We start from the raw sequence: 17,995 nt of genomic DNA, 5'->3' as shown, positions 1-17,995 counted from the left end.
GAATTATGAAAAAAAATAGTGGTTTTACAATGATGGAGTTATTAGTCGTCATCGTTATTTTAGGTTTGTTAATGTCGTTAGTTGCGCCTAAGTTTTTCTCAAAGTTAAGTTCTTCTGAACGTAAAATAGCGGCAGCACAAATGTCGTCATTTGAAACAGCTATTGATACGTACCGCTTAGATTTAGGGAAGTACCCAACCGAATTGTCTCAACTTCGTCAAGGCGACGAACCTCGTTGGGATGGCCCGTACTTACCAAAAGATGTACCACTTGACCCTTGGGGTAACCCATATGTTTATAAAACTCCGGGTTCTGAAGGTAACCCATATACCTTAAAGTCATACGGTAGTGATGGTAAAGAAGGTGGTACAGATAATAACGCGGATATCATTCACCTATAATGCAACTACATGACTTACTGCTAAATAAATTTAGCGTTGATGCGCAAGATCTCCAAAGAGCGATAAGTTACCAAGCTAAATACAGCGGTCGACTTGAGCAAATTCTTGTAAACATGGGAAGCCTACCTGAGGATCAAGTTTCACAATTACTGAGTGAATATTTAGAGATCCCGCTATTTTCAAATGAGCAATATGCTAATTTTGAACCTGCTGCTATTGAAAAGCCTGCACTTGATGTTTTTTTAGCACAAAGTTGGGTGCCACTGAGTAAGCAGGGTGAACATATAGAATTTGCCTGCAAAGATCCGCTTAATCAAGTGATGAACGAATGGTTAATTAAAAACAACCAAGAGTACACATTATTTATAGCTAATGAAGTTGATATTCAGTTACTTATTTCAAAGTATGAAGAACCAACCACAGATCTTCTAGACGACAATCCTCTGGATGAGGAAGAGCGCCTTAAAGAGCTGGCCACAGAAGCGCCAACGGTAAACTTACTCAACTCGCTAATTAGCCGGGCATTGCGTCAAGGTGCATCAGATATGCACTTAGAGCCTTATAAAGGGCGCTACAGAGCACGCTTTCGTGTTGACGGTGTGCTTCATGAAGCTGAAACAATATCAGCCAGAAAACAGCTACCTATAATCACACGGTTGAAAATTCTGTCGGGTATGGATATAGCCGAAAAGCGCCGCCCGCAAGACGGCAAAATAGAAATGAAAATTGCCAACCAAGAAATTGATATTCGTGTATCTGCTTTGCCACTTAATGATGGCGAATCAGTGGTAATGCGTTTTTTACGCAAAGAAAACGTTCGCTACGACATGTCAGTGCTGGGATTATCGAGTGATATAAACGAATTAATCTTGGATGATATAAAAACCACATCGGGAGTGGTGTTACTAACAGGCCCAACAGGCTCTGGTAAAACAACCACTCTCTATACGTTTTTAAATGCACTCAATAACGACGATGTAAAAATAATTACCTTAGAAGATCCTGTTGAATACCAATTACCAGGCATCAACCAAGTGCAAGTTAATAGCGATATAGGCTTTGACTTTTCAGCTGGTCTTCGCTCAGTGGTACGTCAAGATCCTGATGTAATTATGCTTGGTGAAATACGCGATAAAGAAACCGCACAAATAGCATTACAATCAGCGCTTACGGGGCATTTAGTGTTTAGTACCGTACACACTAACGATGCCGCAAGTGCTTATACGCGTTTACTGGATTTAGGTGTTGAAGAGTTTTTACTGAATGCAGCACTTGTTTCTATAGTTGCACAGCGTTTAGCACGTAAAATATGTGATCATTGCGCTGAACCAGAGCCAAGCGCACAAGCACTGATTGAGAAATACGACCTAAGCAATTTTGCTAAACGCTTTAATTTACCAAGTATAGAGTTAAAACGTGGTGCAGGTTGTGAGCATTGTAGTCAAACAGGTTATAAAGGCCGGATGGCGGTAACCGAATACTTACGCTGCGACAGCGAAATAAAAGCGATGCCTAAAAATGCCGACTTTATCCCTAAAGCCAAGCTACACAACCAAAGCTTAAACAGGCGAACGCTTTTAGAAGATGGCTTATATAAAGCGGTACTAGGGCAAACAACCATAGCTGAAGTTATTAGGGTTGCAGGGTAATGCCACTCTTTAATTATAAAGCATACGATAGCTCAGGTGCAAAGTCAGATGGTCAAGTCGAAGCGCAGGATCAGCAAGAGGCTATCACAAAACTAAAAGCACAAAAGCTACTTGTTTTTGAGATTAAAGAAGAGCAAAAGCAGCATGCGCTAAGTTTAAGTTTTAATAATAAAATTTCACTCTCAGATCTTGAGTTTTTAACTGCAGAGCTAAGCTTATTATTAGCCACTGGCGTTAGAATTGACCGTGGGCTAGATATAATTAGGCGCACTAAAGCCAAGCCTGCACTAGCTAAAATGCTAGCCGATATAAGCAACAGCATAAAAAAGGGCAGCAATTTATCACAAGCATGCCGAGCGCACCCCGACGTATTTGATAATTTATATTGTAACTTAATTGAGCTTGGTGAGGCCTCAGGTAACTTAAGTGAAATATTTGCGGGCCTCGCAAAAGATCTAAAATTTAAGCGCGAGCTACAACGTAAAATTATAGGCTCGTTAACTTACCCCTGCGTTATTTTATTTGTATGTGTGTTAAGTATATTTTTTATATTTAATTTTATTATTCCCAAAATGGCCGACATGTTTAGCCAACTAGAAACTATGCCATGGTACACCCAACTTATGCTTTCTATTAGCGATTGGATGAATCAATATCAAGGGCTGCTTGCTATTGGGGTTATTGGTATTGTGCCTGCGATAATATGGGCGTCAAAAAAGCCCCGCTTTTTAAAATGGTGGCATAAATCGGCATTAAAGTTACCCGTAATCGCTAACGCGACAATTACTGTAGAACGAATTCGTTTTAATAGCGGCTTAAGTTTAATGTTAAAAGCGGGAGTGCCTATCGACCAAGCACTTGAGCTTTCTGCGGGTAACATAAAAAACCATGTTTTAAACCATGAAATGAACATAGCCCGAAAAAAAGTAAAGCGCGGTAGCCAATTAACACCAACGCTACAGCAAACTTCGTTATATCCGCCATTTTATATATCCTTATTAGAGGTGGGTGAAGAATCGGGCAATCTCGATATCGTATTTGAAGAAATAGCCAACCGCTCACGACAAGATTTTGAAACCTGGACCGACAACATGACCGCGCTCATAGAGCCATTGATGATTTTATTTATGGGGGGCTTTGTAGGAGGCATTGTTGTGGTTATGCTTATGAGCATGATATCGCTAAACGATGTAGGCTTTTAAATGCACTCAATGAGTTTTAAGTTTAGTAAAGGGTTTACCCTAATTGAACTTATTATTGTATTAAGTATCGTAAGTTTACTGTTAAGTGTTGTAGCCCCTATATCGATTAAAGCGGTTGATAAAACAGAGGCTAAAACAGAGCTGTTAAACACCACTAAGTGGATTAAAAATATAGGCTTTCAAGCGTTTATAAAACAGCAGAGCTACTCGTTAGAGTTGTATGGCAATACATTAAACTTGTATAAAATACCCAGTAACGAGCTCGTTAAAACAAAAGAGTTGGCGTCGCTTAGCTTTACTCAGCAAAGAGTTAATTTTAACGCCAACGGATTTGTCACCCCAGCACAAATAAGTGGTCATTTTAGAGGGGAACCCCTTACTATTTCATTAGAGCCTAATAGTGAAAAACAATAACCAAAGCGGATTTACATTAATAGAATTACTAGTTGCCACTATCATATTATTTATGGCAATGGGCGCCGTATCGCTTATTTATCGGGGAGCGTTCATATCTAGCGAAAAAGCCAGCAACCACGTTAATATAGTCGCGAATGTTCCCGCACTGCTGAGCCAAATAAAGCAACAAGTACAAAGTGCCCCCCCGCAGCAAACACAATTAAGCGGCCAAGGCACTGCATGGCAAAGCACCTACACCTGGCAAGCCAATGTACAACAAAGTAAAAAAGTGACAGATGAAATCATGGCGTTGGAATTTGGTGTAGACGCAGCAATAAAAACTCAATTCACATTATGGCAAATTACATTAATCCTCAATAGCAATGGTATAGTAAAAAATTATACTTTTAACGAAGTGAGTTGGCATGATGCGTAAACAACACGGCTTTACGCTTATTGAACTGCTAATATCGGTTACTTTGCTTTCGATGCTTATGTTTACTGGTAATTACGTGTATATGCAATTAGCATCGCGGTGGAATAAAGAACTGGGTAGTTTTGAGCAAAACATAGCGCAAACTAAAGCGGTGTATTTGTTACAAGCAACGCTTGATAGCGTTGAGCCTTATTTAATTAAAAATAACAAAGGTCGCCCAGAAATGTTTTTTGTAGGTGACGATAAAAGCTTATTAGCCATCACCAAACGTGGCCTTATTGATACCCAGCACCCAGAAATATTTCGTTTAACCGCAGTGCAAAACAAAAATGGTAAGTATGATCTGGTTTATCAAGCGGTATCTGGTAGCGAGCTATTACTTATTAATTCAGAGCAAAATATAGAATTTACCTATAAAAAAACATTACTTACTAATTTAGATGAGGTAAATATAACTTACTTCGGCTGGAAAAACCTTGACCAAATGGCCATGCAAACCCCCGGTGTAGAGCCTATATGGCAAAATCGTTACTCAGGGATAGATCAGCAACTTACGCCACAAAAAATACAAGTAACATTGCTTAAAAATCAACAGCCTTTGATGTTTTATAGCCAATTAGATACAAAGTCAAACACATGGTACGGCAACTATATACAAACAGGTGACTTTTAATGCAGCGTGGTATTGCCCTAGTGCAGGTATTATTGATTGTGGCTGTGCTTTCAATTCTTGCTTTATACTTTACCCAATCGGCGCGTCAGCAAGTACATAATGCCACGCTTATGGTCGATAAAGCACAAGCCTATATTGAGCTGCAAAATGCACAGGCCAATATACTGTATGCGTTACTCACCGAGCAAAAAGATCCAGAACAAACTCAAAACTCACAGAACCAAACATTGATTAATAAATGGAACTTTCACGGTGAAGAGTTTAGTTATAACCCGCAAGTGAGCGTAGCAATACAAGACTTGCGTGGCTTACTTAACTTGCATTACCCCAACAAACAACGCTTAACCCAGCTATTGACCTACAGCGGCCTAAATGATTATGATGCGCAGTCAATGTCGCGGCAAATTATACAGTGGCAGCAGTTAGATGGACGCACCGACTCCCTGCCTAATAATATAACAGCGCGTTATGCTGCCATACACGACATTGCAGAGCTAATACATTTAGGGCTAGCGCCAACACAATTAAATGCTTTACGGGCAAACACAACACAGTATAAAAAAGGGGCGTTTAACCCCATGACGGCACCAAATTCGCTGTTAAATGCGTTATTAGCAAAAGATGTAGCAAGCCATGTTATTATGCTAAGACAGGCTAAACAATTAACTGCCCGTGAATTTGTACAAGTTACAGGCTTTAACGAAAGTGACGATATTATTTTATATCCGTCTAATTTATTTAAAGTAACGCTAAATGCACAAGTGGGCGAAGCACGCATACAAAAAGAAATTTATTATCACTTGCAACCAACAGGTAACCCTGTAGTTAACATAGTGGCAGTTAAGGCGCAGTAGAGTATTTAATGATCAAAACTAAACTCACAATATGGATAAAAAAATGGCTTTGTAATAATGTAGTTTACTACAGCGATAAGCCTTATAGCTTAGTGTTAAATGCTCAGCAGCAATTTACCATACAGCTAACTAAAGGAGAGCAAAAAAACACTCCTTTACTGCAAATTGTAGGGCGCAAACATTACACAGAGCACAGTGAGCAATATCCAGTTACAAATAAAAAAGAACTGGCAAGCATAATAAAAATGAACAACCAAAGTGCTGATAACGAACAGCATAGTTACAATGCTTATATTATTAACAGCCAAGGGAGCGACCAAAGTAAAGTAACCTACTGGCGGTTTTTACCTCTACCCGCTGCGTGGTTAAACTTGCCAGAAACCCTATTACTTAGTAATACTCTAACGGCAGATCAAGTTATAAGTGCACGCGCTTTTGCCGCCATGTATGTAACAAAGCATCAGCAAAGCGTATACTCAGCATTGGCAAGCCCACTAATTAATAGTCCAGAGCGTTTTGCTAGTATGTTTGGCGTGCCTTGCAAGCGCATTATAAATATTGAAGAGCCGACCCATTACGCACAAGCGTTAATTGCCGGGCTTAAACAGCAATCTATAAAGCAGCTCGTTACTTTTTTTACCCCGCCAACGTCAGTAATTAATAAAGCATTGATTAAGAAAACGAGCCTAATTGTTGTTGCTTTATGCGCGCTGTATGGTGGTTTAACCAGTGCTTATTTAGGGTATAAAACTCATAAGGTACAAACGCAGTTAGCGCAAAACAAAAGCAGCGTAAATCAAGCGTTAAACACCCTAGAACAATTTGAAGCCACTAACGAGCAATTGAACGTACTACAAGGTTTTACGCAAAACCAACGACTAGCCAGCTCGTTATTTTTTGTATTACAACAATTGGTGACCAGTGCAGAGCTCAGTAATATACGTTTTGAAGATAACCGTTATATTATTCGCGGAACTGCAGATAAGGCTACCGATGCTTTGCAAATTATAATCAATAACCCACGAACTAATAACGCTAAATTTGACTATCCCTCACGTAAAGAGCGCCGCGGCGAAAGCTTTGTAATTAGCTTTACCTTAAGTACCTTACAAGATCAAAGTACCCCCCAAATGCCTAACACAAAAAGCGAGGCTAAATAATCATGTTTGATTTAAAACAGCCAAAACATCAGTTAGCTTTAGGGGCGCTTGTTATATTAATAGCGCTGAAGTTTTTAATTGTGCCGTTATTCGACTGGCAAAATAGCCAATTAGCGCAATTAGCTAACTTACAAAAGCGGGCGGTTAAATCGCAAAATGTTATTGTTAACCAAAGCCAAATTAACCAAGCTCAGCAAACTATTAATGCTCAGCTAAAGGCTGTTAATAGCCTATTTGTTGACTACCAACGCGAAAGCGAATTTAAGTTAGCCATGCAGCAACAAATAGAGCAAACCATTGCTAATAATCAGCTGCAAATTAACACCAGTAGTTGGTTACCCAGTATAACTGTTGCCAACAACCAGTTAATACGCCACCAGTTACGGTTAAACTTAAAAGGTAAAATGCGCGACTTTATTAACTTAATTACATTGCTTGAAAGCAAAACGCCTAAAGCCGAGCTTAAAAGCCTAAATATAAATTTAAAAGGGCAGAAAAGCGACGGACTTGGTAATATGAGCGGCTCCTTAGAGCTAGCTTTTTATATGCACCAAGCACCGAATACAGGGGGGGCGCAATGAACAAACTAATATTAGCTGTAATTGCCCTAGTGTTACTTGTACTTATTAGCGACTTTACCAGCCGTTTTGTACAAGATGAACCACAAGCAAACAATAGCTTTAATTCGCAAACTAATAACGTACAGCCCTTACCCTTGCTTTCACAAAATGCAAAGCGGCAGTTAACGGATTTATTTAGTAACTACGATAAGGTTGAACCCGCCACAGAAACAGAACAAGGGCTAAGTGCCGCCAAGCAAGCTGCACAAACTGGCGAACTGCTTAGTGTGTTTGCAGGTGATTTAGAGTTAAAGTTAAAAGCAGTGATTTATACAACTACACCCTATGCCCTTATTGAGCAAACTAATATAAACACTCAGCAAACGCAGTTGGTAAAATATACTAGCTCGCAAAGCGTAGCAGAATACACCCTTACTATATTGTCAAACACGCAAGTTGCACTGAGCAAAAATAAGCAGCAAATTACCTTGGTAATGTACCAACGTGGTTAACTACGCGACTATTAAACGGCACGGAAACACTATGAAACACAGTAAAACACTTATTTTAGGCTTATTGGCAAGTGGCGTATTGGCCGGTTGTAGCACCACTCATAATGGTTTGTCGCCAGCGCCTTCGTATTTACAAAAAAATACTACTGTAAGCGTAAAAGCAAACAAAGAGCCGCAATCAACAAATCCAGACAACAACAAAACCGCGGCACAGCACGGCATAACGTACTTAGAACCATTGGCAAATAATAAAACCAGCCAAAGCGAGCAGGCAAATTTAGCTGATAAGTTTAGTAATTCCGAACGTGTAAAGCTTACCGCTGATAGTTTATTAGTAAAAGACTACCTACATTACGTATTTGGTGAGCTACTTAATGTAAATTACATTTTAGGCGATCAACTTAATAACTCAAAAGATCGGGTAACCCTGAACCTGCAAGACGAGCTCACCAAACGTAAGCTATTTACGCTAAGTGAGCAAATGCTGCGAGAGCGTAATATATTAATACGTTACCAAGACGGTATTTATTACATTCATAAAAGTGATGACGGCGTATCAAGTAATTTGGTTTATGGTTATGGTGCCAATCCTGTAGATGTACCCAATACCTCTAACGAGATAGTGCAGCTTGCCCCCTTTAAAACGGGTATGCAAACACCACTGGCTAACACAATCAGGCAGCTAACAAGTGTAAATGCCACTCCTTTGTTTGATCAACAGGCAATTATGTTTAAAGGCAAGCGCAGCGATATAATAAAGGCGCTTGAATTTATGCAATTAGTTGATCAACCGGCATTCAGAAATCGCTCAATTGGCATGTACAAATCAGCTTTTGTACCGGTTGAGGAACTTAGCAAACAGTTACAAGATCTGATGAAGCAAGAGGGCATATCGGTCAGTATTAATGCATCAAGTGAACAAGCTGTATCTATCGTGCCTATCGAGCGTACTAATACAATGGTATTTTTTACCAACGATAAACGTTTTATACAACGAGTGTCTTATTGGGCTCAGCAACTTGACCAACCAGCTGATGGTAATCAAGAGCAATATTTTGTATTTAACCCTGAGTTTTCAAGAGCAACCGATCTGGGTGAAAGCTTACAAATGCTGTTAGGTGGCGGGGCTTCACAAGCATTAACTAGCAGCACCTCTGCTACAAGCCAAAATAACCAAGCTAATAGTAATAACTCAAACAAAGTTAAGCGTAATATATCGGTAAATGCCGATGGTATGAAAATGGTGGTTGACGAGCGCTCAAACGCGTTGATTTTTTATACCACGGGTGATGATTATCGTAATTTGTTACCCATGATCAAGCGCCTTGATATTATGCCAAAGCAAATTGTGCTAGAGATGATGATAGCGGAGGTCACGCTTACCGATGAGTTTAAGCAAGGTGTTGAGTTTGCCCTTACCAACCAAGGAGCCAGTAAGCAAGGCGGATTCAATCTTGAAAATGGCGGTTCTGGGCTTTCCTATGTGTTAAGTGGTACAGCAGGTAAATTAGAGTTTAATTTATTACAAAAAGATACCTACGTAAATGTGCTTTCACGCCCAAGCCTTGCAGTGCGCGATGGCGTAGAGGCAAGTATCACCGTAGGTAACCGCATTCCTATAGTGGGCGATATTGTTACCGACCCTGTTAATGGTTCGCGCACCTCGGTAGAGTACCTAGAAACCGGCATAGACTTACAAGTTACCCCCACGGTAAACGCTCAAGGGGTGGTATTAATGGAAATTACCCAAAAAATAAGCAACCAAGCGAGTAGCAGCGGTGCTGAAGGTAACCCGATTATTTTTGAGCGCAGCTTAAAAACTGAAGTAATAGCCGGTAATGGCCAAACTATAATGTTAGGCGGGCTTATAAGTGAAAACAGCACCTTGACCGACCGCAGCGTACCGTTTTTTTCAAGTATACCAATATTTGGTCGTTTATTTGATGGCACCGATAATAATACTAATAAAACAGAACTTGTTGTTTTGGTGACTCCACGTATTGTTGACTCCACGGCTGAGTGGGAAAGTGTATACAGTCAATTTAAACAAGGGATGAGCGAGTTAAAGCTGTCGGATGTTGAGGAGAAGTGACACGCCGTGAAGGGTGAGGTGTGAAGTGGTTTTTACTCTTAACCCTTTGCGCTTTACCCTTCAGTGTGAAGTGTAAAGAGGGAGGTGTGAAGTGTGATGTTTTACCCTTCACTCTTTTCGCTTCACGCTTTACTTTCGAGTGTGAGGTGTAAGATGTGGTTTTTACTCTTAACCCTTTTTGCTTCACGCTTTACTTTTCAGTGTTTTACTCTTAACCCTTTACTCATACCTCTTCACCATTAACAACCAAACTAAAGCTATTACTCTAACTTATGTAAAAAAAGCGTAAATTTTATTAAAAAATAATTCTTTAGTATTATTGTTTTTTTACAGGGTGTTATTACACTGCATGCACTAATTAAATAGATGTTTTCATGTGTGATGCAAATTGCAAGTGCATGTTATATAATAGATAATTATTTTTATGCTATCGTTTTTTAGTTTTAAGTTGCTGATTTTAAAGGTGTTAAAAACCTTGCTGGCAGTGTCATAAAGCGGTAATATAAATGCATTAGTTTTAAATAAGTTAATTGCTTGACAATAAACTAACAATGTTTAGACTAACAATTGGTATGACTAGTAGTCACTTAGGTGACGGCCTATGGTGCATGGTCAGCCAATATACTTTTATAGGGAACAATGAAAGTTCCTGTTTCATGAAACTCGGAGAATAAAAATGTTTAAAAAAACACTTGTTGCTTTAGCGCTTACTACAGCTGCTATGTCTGCAAACGCTGCTGTAACTTCTGCTACGCCTAACGTAGTTTCACTAGAAGGTGCTGTAGGCCAAGCTTCTATCGCTGTACCTACATACACTATTCGTTTAGCTGCTGAGTACGCAGTAGGTGATACATTCACTATTACTTTAACTGGTGCGGAGTTTGATACTACTTCTAACCCTGCTATCACATTCGCTGGTTTTACTAATACTCCTACAGTAGGTCTACTATCTAAAACAGCTTCTACTGCTACTTTCCGTGTAACTGCTGTTCCTTCTCCAGTTGAAGTTTTCAGTGGTAAAGATTTCGTACTTAACGGTGCTACTTTAAAAACTACTTCAGTAACTGATGCTGCAGGCGATATCAAACTTACTTATGCTGCTAAGACATCTACTGGTTTAGATCTTGATAACGTTGGTACAGCAGTATCTACAGTTGTTACTTCTAAGTCTCAGCTTTCTTCTTCAGTGACAACTAAACTTAACGCTGTAATCGACGTTGAAAACGAGCGTAAGCAATTTACAGTTGGTAACGACTCAATTACAACTGATACGCTAGTAGTTACTCCTGTAGTTGCTGCAGCTGGTACACATGACGCACTTTACACAGGTGCAACTCACGTAATTAAAGGTGATTTCTCTTGGATGGAAAGCGATGGCGATGCAGGTATTGATGCTGCTGAGCTTGCTGCTGCATTTGCTGCAACTGGTGGTGCTGATACATATACAAGCACAATCAACGAAGCTGGTGATGCAATCACTGTAACTGTTGCTGATGCTGCTGGTAACACAGCTGAAGCTATGACTGGTACTTTCACTGTATTAGGTAAGGCTGTTACTACAGCACCAATCCTTCCTACACAAAGCTACACTATTGATTCAACAATCAAGTACAACACTGCATCTGCAGTTGCTTCTACTAAAGTTGTTGCTACTGAATCTGCTGGTTCTTGGACTTTAAACGGCTTCGATGAAGACATCGTTTTCATGCCATTTAGCTCTCAGTACGCTCAATCAATTACTGTTTCTAACACTGGCTCTGTAGCTGGCGCAATCACTGTTGATATCACAGCTGAAGGCAAAACTTACACTAAAACATTAACAGCTACTGCTACTCCAAAATCAACTACTGATATTTCTGCTGAAGTTAAAGCTTTTGCAACTGAAAGTGGTGTAATGGGTAACGCACATATTAAAGTAGTAGTTAACTCTCCAGCTGGCGATATTGACGTAGCTGGTGTTTACTACTCAAAAGCTGACCAAGATCGCGTAAAAACTAAGTAATTAAAACTTAATTACTCGTTTTACAGCGAATAAAAAGCGAGCTTAGGCTCGCTTTTTTTATGTTTAATTTGAAATGTTTGGTCTAATACTAAATTTTTAATTAATATTCACCATTCACCATTCACCATTCACCATTCACCATTCACCATTCACCATTCACCATTCACCATTCACCATTCTAAATTTACAGTTACCTCTACAATTGAAAATTCACAACCTCTGCGTTGTTTGCTACACTGCGCCACTGTTTTGTTTTGTGAGATTTCATTATATGGATAATAATTTAAAAAAGGCACCGCAAGCTAATCAGCGTATTGCAACGCAAGATTTAACGGATGACGAAATTGACTTGTATGCGTTTTTTTTGATTTTATGGAAAAGTAAAGTTCTTATTATGGTTATTACCGTGTGTTTTACGGTAGCGGGGGTGGCTTATGCACTTTATCAGCCTAACATATATCAGTCTCAGGCATTATTAGCACCCGCAGAGCAAGGTCAGTCAGGTGGGTTAGGGGCACTGTCGGGTCAATTTGGTGGTTTAGCGAGTTTAGCTGGGGTTAATTTAGGTGCTGGGGGCGAAATTGATAAAACACAACTCGCGCTTGAGGTACTTAATTCACGTAAATTTATAAGTTACTTTATTCAGCAGCATCGAGTATTACCCGAGTTAATGGCTGCCAAAACGTGGGAAAGAGAAACAAATACCCTTACCTATGATGAAGAAATATACCTACCAAGCGAAAAAAAATGGGTGCGTGAAGTAGAGCCTCCATTTAAACCTGAGCCCTCAATGCAAGAAGCATATAAAAAATTCAAAGAAATAGTGGCGACAACATCAGATAAAGATACCGGTATGGTAACGCTTTCTGTTGAGCACTTATCGCCACACGTTGCTAAACAGTGGGTTGATTGGTTAATTGCGGATATTAACCAAACAATGAAAGAGCGGGATGTGCTTGAGGCAGATAAAAGTATTAAATATTTATCAGAACAAATAGAGCAAACCAAAATAGCCGATATCAGAGCAGTACTTTATGGGCTAGTAGAAGAACAAGCAAAAACCATTATGTTTGCTAACGTTCGAACAGAATATGTATTTAAAACGATTGACCCTGCTATTGCCTCAGAAGAAAAGTATAAGCCTAAACGTGCATTAATAGCGGTGTTAGGGTTATTACTTGGCATAATGTTCGGCGTTGTTGTTGTACTCACTCGAAACTTTTTAAGAAACACGCATAAAGTTTAATTTAAGCGAGTGGTATATGATTTAAATAATGCGCTTTTTAAGTGGTGCATTGGGTATTTATAATAGTATAAAGGTTAAAAATGAAGATACTTGTTACCGGTGGCGCTGGATTTATTGGCAGTGCTGTTGTCCGTTTTTTAATAAACGAGACGCCTCATAAAGTTATTAACTTAGATAAACTCACTTATGCAGGTAACCTTCAGTCTTTAAAAAGTATTGACAGCTCTGAGCGTTACACTTTTGTTCAGGCCGATATTTGCGAACGCGCACATGTTGATGCAATTCTGAATACCCATAAGCCAGATATTATAATGCACCTTGCCGCTGAGTCTCATGTTGACCGCTCGATTGATGGCCCTGGTGAGTTTATTAAAACTAATATTGTTGGTACATATACGCTTCTAGAGGCAGCAAAAGGCTACTGGAATACATTACCAGAAACGCAAAAGCAGTCGTTTAGGTTTCATCACATCTCTACTGATGAGGTGTATGGTGATTTACCCCATCCTGATGATGTGAACGATGGAAAGAGTGAAGCGGAAAGCGTGAAGAGTGAAAACACCTCACACTTAAGAGTGAAGAGTGAAGCGGAAAGTGTGAAGAGTGAAAACACCTCACACTTAACACCTAACACTTCACATAATTTACCTTTATTTACTGAGCAAACAGCCTATGCACCAAGTAGCCCATATTCTGCCAGTAAAGCGGGCTCTGATCATTTGGTAAGGGCATGGCAGCGTACTTATGGTTTACCCGTTGTTATTACTAACTGTTCTAATAATTATGGCCCATTCCATTTTCCTGAAAAGCTAATACCACTCGTTATTTTAAACGCGTTAGAGGGTAAGTCATTACCTATTTATGGTGATGGTTCTCAAATTCGAGACTGGTTATATGTTGAAGATCACGCCCGTGCTTTATTTAATGTTGCAACCCAAGGGGAAGTTGGGCAAACGTATAATATTGGTGGTCATAATGAGAAAACTAACCTTGAAGTGGTTACCACTATTTGTGAAATACTCGATGAGTTAGTACCGAGTGAAGCGAGAGGTGTGAAGTGTAAAGATGGAGCGCCCCTAACAACTTACTCTTCTCTTATTACGTATGTAGCTGATCGTCCTGGACACGATAGGCGCTATGCTATCGATGCATCGAAAATGAGTAAAGAGCTCAACTGGAATCCCATTGAAACCTTTGAAACTGGGCTTCGTAAAACCGTTCAGTGGTACCTAGATAATCAAGCATGGTGTGAAAATGTACAAAGTGGTAACTATCAGCGAGAGCGTTTAGGGGTTAAGAGTGAAGAATGAAGTGGGAAGGGTAAAACCACCACACTTCACACCTAACACTTTACACAATATGAAGAGTGAAGGGTAAACCACCACACTTCACACCTAACACTTTACAATTCTCACAATGTTAAGGGTTAAGAGTGAAGTGGGAAGGGTAAAACCACATTTAACACCTCACACTTCGCACCTCAGAATCAAAAGTGAAGGGAGGAACTATGCGCAATCACGAAAACTTAAGAGCTTGGCAATTTAGTATGGATTTAGTTGAAGTAACTTATAGAGAAACAGCTAGCTATCCAAGTGATGAAAGATTTGGTTTAATTAACCAGCTGCGCAGAGCTGCTGTATCCGTGCCTAGCAATATAGCAGAAGGGGCGGCAAGGGGAAGTGATGCCGACTTTATTCGCTTTTTATACATTGCTAGAGGGTCATTAAGTGAAGTACAAACCCAACTGAAAATAGCGAATCGTTTAGGGTTTGCACCATTGAATAAAGAAACTTCAGAATTAATAGAAAACATTTTTGCTCAATTGGGTGGTTTAATTAACAGCCTAAAAGCAAGGAAAGAATAATGATAATTAATTGTAAGGTATTGAGTGTGAAGAGCGAAGAGAGAGATGCTAAAAGTGAAGAGGGAAGTAGTAAGAGTGTAAACACTTTACGCTTCACACCTAACACTTCACACTCTAAGGTGAAGAGCGACGAGAGAAGTGGGAAGAATAAAAACGCTTCACACCTAGCACTTAGCACTTCACACTTAACAACACCTAACACTTTACGCTTTACAGGTGAAACACTATGAAAGGAATTATTTTAGCCGGTGGCAGCGGGACTAGGCTTTACCCTATTACTATGGGGGTGTCTAAGCAGTTACTACCAATATATGATAAACCAATGGTTTATTATCCGTTATCGGTTTTAATGCTAGCTGGTATACGAGAAATACTTATTATTACGACACCTGAAGATAGTGACTCATTTAAACGCTTATTAGGCGATGGCTCGCGTTATGGTGTTGAACTTACTTATACGGTACAACCAAGTCCAGATGGTTTGGCACAAGCCTTTATTTTGGGCGAAGAGTTTATTGATAATGATGATGTGTGCTTAGTGCTTGGTGATAATATTTTTTATGGCCAAGGCTTTTCTCCAAAACTTAAGCATGCTGTTGAAAATGCGAAAAATGGTAACGGAGCCACTGTTTTTGGTTATCAAGTAAAAGATCCTGAGCGCTTTGGTGTTGTTGAGTTTGATGAAAACCAAAAAGTAATCTCAATAGAAGAAAAACCCATTAAGCCAAAGTCGCATTATGCGGTAACAGGGTTGTACTTTTATGATAACTCGGTTGTAGAGCTTGCAAAACAAGTTAAGCCATCAGTTCGGGGGGAGCTCGAAATTACTTGCCTTAATGAGCTTTACTTACAAAAAAATAAGTTAAATATTGAAATGCTAGGCCGCGGTTTTGCTTGGCTAGATACAGGAACACATGAGAGCTTACTTGAAGCAGCACAATTTGTTGAAACCATTGAAAAGCGCCAAGGCTATAAAGTAGCGTGTTTAGAAGAGATTGCATTTCGCAATAAGTGGTTAACCGAACAACAAGTAATCGACTTAGCACAGCCATTATTAAAAAATGGTTATGGACAGTATTTAATAGACGTTATAAAAGACTAGTTATGAGCATTGCACTTAATAAACCACTTAGCCCAGATTTAAGTAAGCTAACTCAATACTTAAAACAGGTAAATGAAAGCGGTTGGTACACCAATTTTGGCCCATTACATCAGCAATTAACACAACGCTTAGAAGCTTACCTAGGTGTTGAAAACCTGTTGTTGGTGTCTAATGGCACGTTAGCTATTCAAGTAGCTTGTAAAGTATTAGGAATACAATCAGCTATTACAACGCCCTTTAGCTTTGTAGCCACAACCAGTTCGTTACTATGGCAAGGTATTGATGTTGCCTTTAGTGATATTGATTCGCAAAGTTATAACTTATGCCCTAATGCACTCAATGACGCTTTTGAACACAACAGCAGCTATGACGGTGTTTTAGCGACACATGTTTACGGCAATCCGTGTGATGTTGAGGCGATTGCTCGTGTGGCAAAGTGCCATGGTAAAAAGGTGGTTTATGATGCCGCTCATGCATTTGCTGTAAAAGTGGGTGAGCAATCGGTATTAAGTTTTGGCGATGCGAGTACATTAAGTTTTCATGCTACCAAGGTTTTTCATACTGTTGAAGGTGGTGCTATTATTTTTAAACATAAAGCAGATTATGAGAAGGCGAAACAACTTATTAATTTTGGCATACAAGCCGGCGGTACTTTAGGTGAGCCTGGCATAAACGCAAAGTTAAATGAGTACCAATGCGCTGTAGGCTTAACATTGCTTGATGATATAGATGAAATAATTGCACATAGAGCCACGTTATTTACTTTGTATTGCGATGAATTAAAAGATTACTTAACTCTCCCTAAGTGGCTATCGCAAGCAAGTATAAATGGTGCCTATATGCCAATTTATATTGCAGATGAGCAATTGCAAAAGCGCGTTATTGAAACTCTCGCAGCGCATGATATTCAGAGTCGACGATATTTTACACCCTCCCTAGATTTAGCTTATAGCGACCAAAAGAGCTTTGGCTGCAAGAACAGCCAAAAAATCTCTAAGGGAGCCATTTGTCTACCTTTACATGCGCATATGAGTGTTGATGATGTACTTGTAGTTACGCAACTGCTTAAAAAAATAATAAAGGAGCCAACATAGTGGCTATTTTATCTGAGCAGCAACTTAAAGAGGTGGGCTTTAAATCAATCGGCAAGAATGTACGAATATCGGATAAAGCCAGTATTTATGGTGCTCAAGGTATTGCGATTGGCGATAATGTAAGAATAGACGACTTTGTTGTTTTATCCGCGGGAGCAGGTGGAATAGATATTGGCAACTATATTCATATTGCCGTTTTTAGCTCCTTGATTGGTGCAGAAAAAATTACGCTGAGTGATTTTTGTAACATTTCATCACGAGTCTCTATTTATAGCGCAAGTGATGATTATAGCGGCGAGTTTATGACAAACCCTATGGTGCCAGAGCAATTAACTAATGTAGAAAAATCACCTGTTTTTTTAGGCAAGCATGTCATTGTTGGTTCAGGCAGCGTTATTTTACCAGGAGTTACTCTTGGAGAAGGAGCTGCTGTTGGAGCGCTGTCTTTAGTTGCTAAAAGTGTGAATGATTTTGATATTGTTGCAGGGTGCCCTGCCAAAGTCATTAAAAAGAGAAAAACGAAGTTGTTGAACTTAGAAAAGAATGTACCAAGCAGTTAGGTGCGGGGTTCATTTAATGGTGCGAGTGTTACAAGTCGCTGGGCTAAGTAAAGCTGGGTAAAGTTTTGTGTTTTGCTCTCGTCCCTTATCCACATTCATGTAGACAACAAAGAGTAAATAACCCCTAAGGAGAACCCTTCGGGCAGCACCTGTTTGTTATTAATTATAGCGTTATCGCCTGTTTATGGGGAA

Annotated in this window: 18 protein-coding genes; all 18 read left to right on the top strand. The window is 39.6% G+C overall.

Annotated elements, in window-relative coordinates; all coding sequences use genetic code 11:
* The first annotated feature begins 5 nt into the window (after positions 1–5).
* The gene (gene gspG / locus ACZ5WS_RS01305) at positions 6–401 is read left to right on the top strand and encodes a type II secretion system major pseudopilin GspG (protein ID WP_138609585.1); all 396 of its coding nucleotides are present in this window, start codon (positions 6–8) and stop codon (positions 399–401) included.
* Entirely contained in the window at positions 401–2,050 is a 1,650-nt protein-coding gene (locus ACZ5WS_RS01300) for a GspE/PulE family protein (RefSeq protein ID WP_290169039.1), read from the top strand. The genes gspG and ACZ5WS_RS01300 overlap by 1 nt, the downstream gene beginning before the upstream one ends.
* Positions 2,050–3,252 carry a type II secretion system F family protein gene (locus tag ACZ5WS_RS01295; protein ID WP_290169037.1) on the top strand — a complete coding sequence of 401 codons (1,203 nt, stop codon included), beginning with the start codon at positions 2,050–2,052 and terminating at the stop codon, positions 3,250–3,252. The genes ACZ5WS_RS01300 and ACZ5WS_RS01295 overlap by 1 nt, the downstream gene beginning before the upstream one ends.
* Positions 3,253–3,666: a prepilin-type N-terminal cleavage/methylation domain-containing protein gene (locus ACZ5WS_RS01290; RefSeq protein WP_464710168.1), complete on the top strand. Its 414-nt coding sequence runs from the start codon at positions 3,253–3,255 to the stop codon at positions 3,664–3,666.
* Positions 3,653–4,084 (top strand): PulJ/GspJ family protein, encoded by a 432-nt coding sequence (locus tag ACZ5WS_RS01285; protein WP_464710165.1) that lies wholly within the window; start codon positions 3,653–3,655, stop codon positions 4,082–4,084. The genes ACZ5WS_RS01290 and ACZ5WS_RS01285 overlap by 14 nt, the downstream gene beginning before the upstream one ends.
* Complete coding sequence (locus ACZ5WS_RS01280) at positions 4,074–4,757, top strand: PulJ/GspJ family protein (protein ID WP_464710163.1); 684 nt, start codon at positions 4,074–4,076, stop codon at positions 4,755–4,757. Before ACZ5WS_RS01285 ends, ACZ5WS_RS01280 begins: the two co-directional genes overlap by 11 nt.
* Positions 4,757–5,611, top strand: coding sequence for a hypothetical protein (locus ACZ5WS_RS01275; RefSeq protein WP_464710161.1), 855 nt, complete (start codon positions 4,757–4,759; stop codon positions 5,609–5,611). The genes ACZ5WS_RS01280 and ACZ5WS_RS01275 overlap by 1 nt, the downstream gene beginning before the upstream one ends.
* A gap of 8 nt (positions 5,612–5,619) precedes the next feature.
* A complete protein-coding gene (locus ACZ5WS_RS01270) occupies positions 5,620–6,771 on the top strand; it encodes a hypothetical protein (protein WP_464710158.1) in 1,152 nt (383 codons plus the stop codon).
* A gap of 2 nt (positions 6,772–6,773) precedes the next feature.
* Entirely contained in the window at positions 6,774–7,352 is a 579-nt protein-coding gene (locus ACZ5WS_RS01265; protein WP_464710156.1) for a GspMb/PilO family protein, read from the top strand.
* Complete coding sequence (locus ACZ5WS_RS01260) at positions 7,349–7,843, top strand: hypothetical protein (protein ID WP_464710153.1); 495 nt, start codon at positions 7,349–7,351, stop codon at positions 7,841–7,843. The genes ACZ5WS_RS01265 and ACZ5WS_RS01260 overlap by 4 nt, the downstream gene beginning before the upstream one ends.
* A gap of 31 nt (positions 7,844–7,874) precedes the next feature.
* Positions 7,875–9,935, top strand: coding sequence for a type II secretion system protein D (locus ACZ5WS_RS01255; RefSeq protein ID WP_464710150.1), 2,061 nt, complete (start codon positions 7,875–7,877; stop codon positions 9,933–9,935).
* Between the two features lie 676 nt (positions 9,936–10,611).
* Positions 10,612–11,937 carry a hypothetical protein gene (locus ACZ5WS_RS01250; RefSeq protein ID WP_464710147.1) on the top strand — a complete coding sequence of 442 codons (1,326 nt, stop codon included), beginning with the start codon at positions 10,612–10,614 and terminating at the stop codon, positions 11,935–11,937.
* Between the two features lie 271 nt (positions 11,938–12,208).
* Positions 12,209–13,183: a Wzz/FepE/Etk N-terminal domain-containing protein gene (locus ACZ5WS_RS01245; RefSeq protein WP_464710144.1), complete on the top strand. Its 975-nt coding sequence runs from the start codon at positions 12,209–12,211 to the stop codon at positions 13,181–13,183.
* Between the two features lie 80 nt (positions 13,184–13,263).
* Positions 13,264–14,493, top strand: a complete 1,230-nt coding sequence (locus tag ACZ5WS_RS01240; protein WP_464710141.1) for a GDP-mannose 4,6-dehydratase — start codon at positions 13,264–13,266, stop codon at positions 14,491–14,493.
* Positions 14,494–14,690: 197 nt separating this feature from the next.
* Complete coding sequence (locus ACZ5WS_RS01235) at positions 14,691–15,047, top strand: four helix bundle protein (protein WP_138607394.1); 357 nt, start codon at positions 14,691–14,693, stop codon at positions 15,045–15,047.
* A gap of 226 nt (positions 15,048–15,273) precedes the next feature.
* Positions 15,274–16,149, top strand: coding sequence for a glucose-1-phosphate thymidylyltransferase RfbA (gene rfbA, locus ACZ5WS_RS01230; RefSeq protein WP_138607396.1), 876 nt, complete (start codon positions 15,274–15,276; stop codon positions 16,147–16,149).
* Between the two features lie 2 nt (positions 16,150–16,151).
* Complete coding sequence (locus ACZ5WS_RS01225) at positions 16,152–17,243, top strand: DegT/DnrJ/EryC1/StrS family aminotransferase (protein WP_138607398.1); 1,092 nt, start codon at positions 16,152–16,154, stop codon at positions 17,241–17,243.
* Positions 17,243–17,803 (top strand): acyltransferase, encoded by a 561-nt coding sequence (locus ACZ5WS_RS01220; protein ID WP_464710137.1) that lies wholly within the window; start codon positions 17,243–17,245, stop codon positions 17,801–17,803. The genes ACZ5WS_RS01225 and ACZ5WS_RS01220 overlap by 1 nt, the downstream gene beginning before the upstream one ends.
* The last annotated feature ends 192 nt before the right edge of the window (positions 17,804–17,995 follow it).

The sequence above is a fragment of the Pseudoalteromonas sp. 11L1 genome, assembly GCF_055397545.1.
The sequence above is the reverse complement of the archived record's forward strand: the minus strand, read 5'-3'. Positions and strand labels throughout refer to the sequence as shown.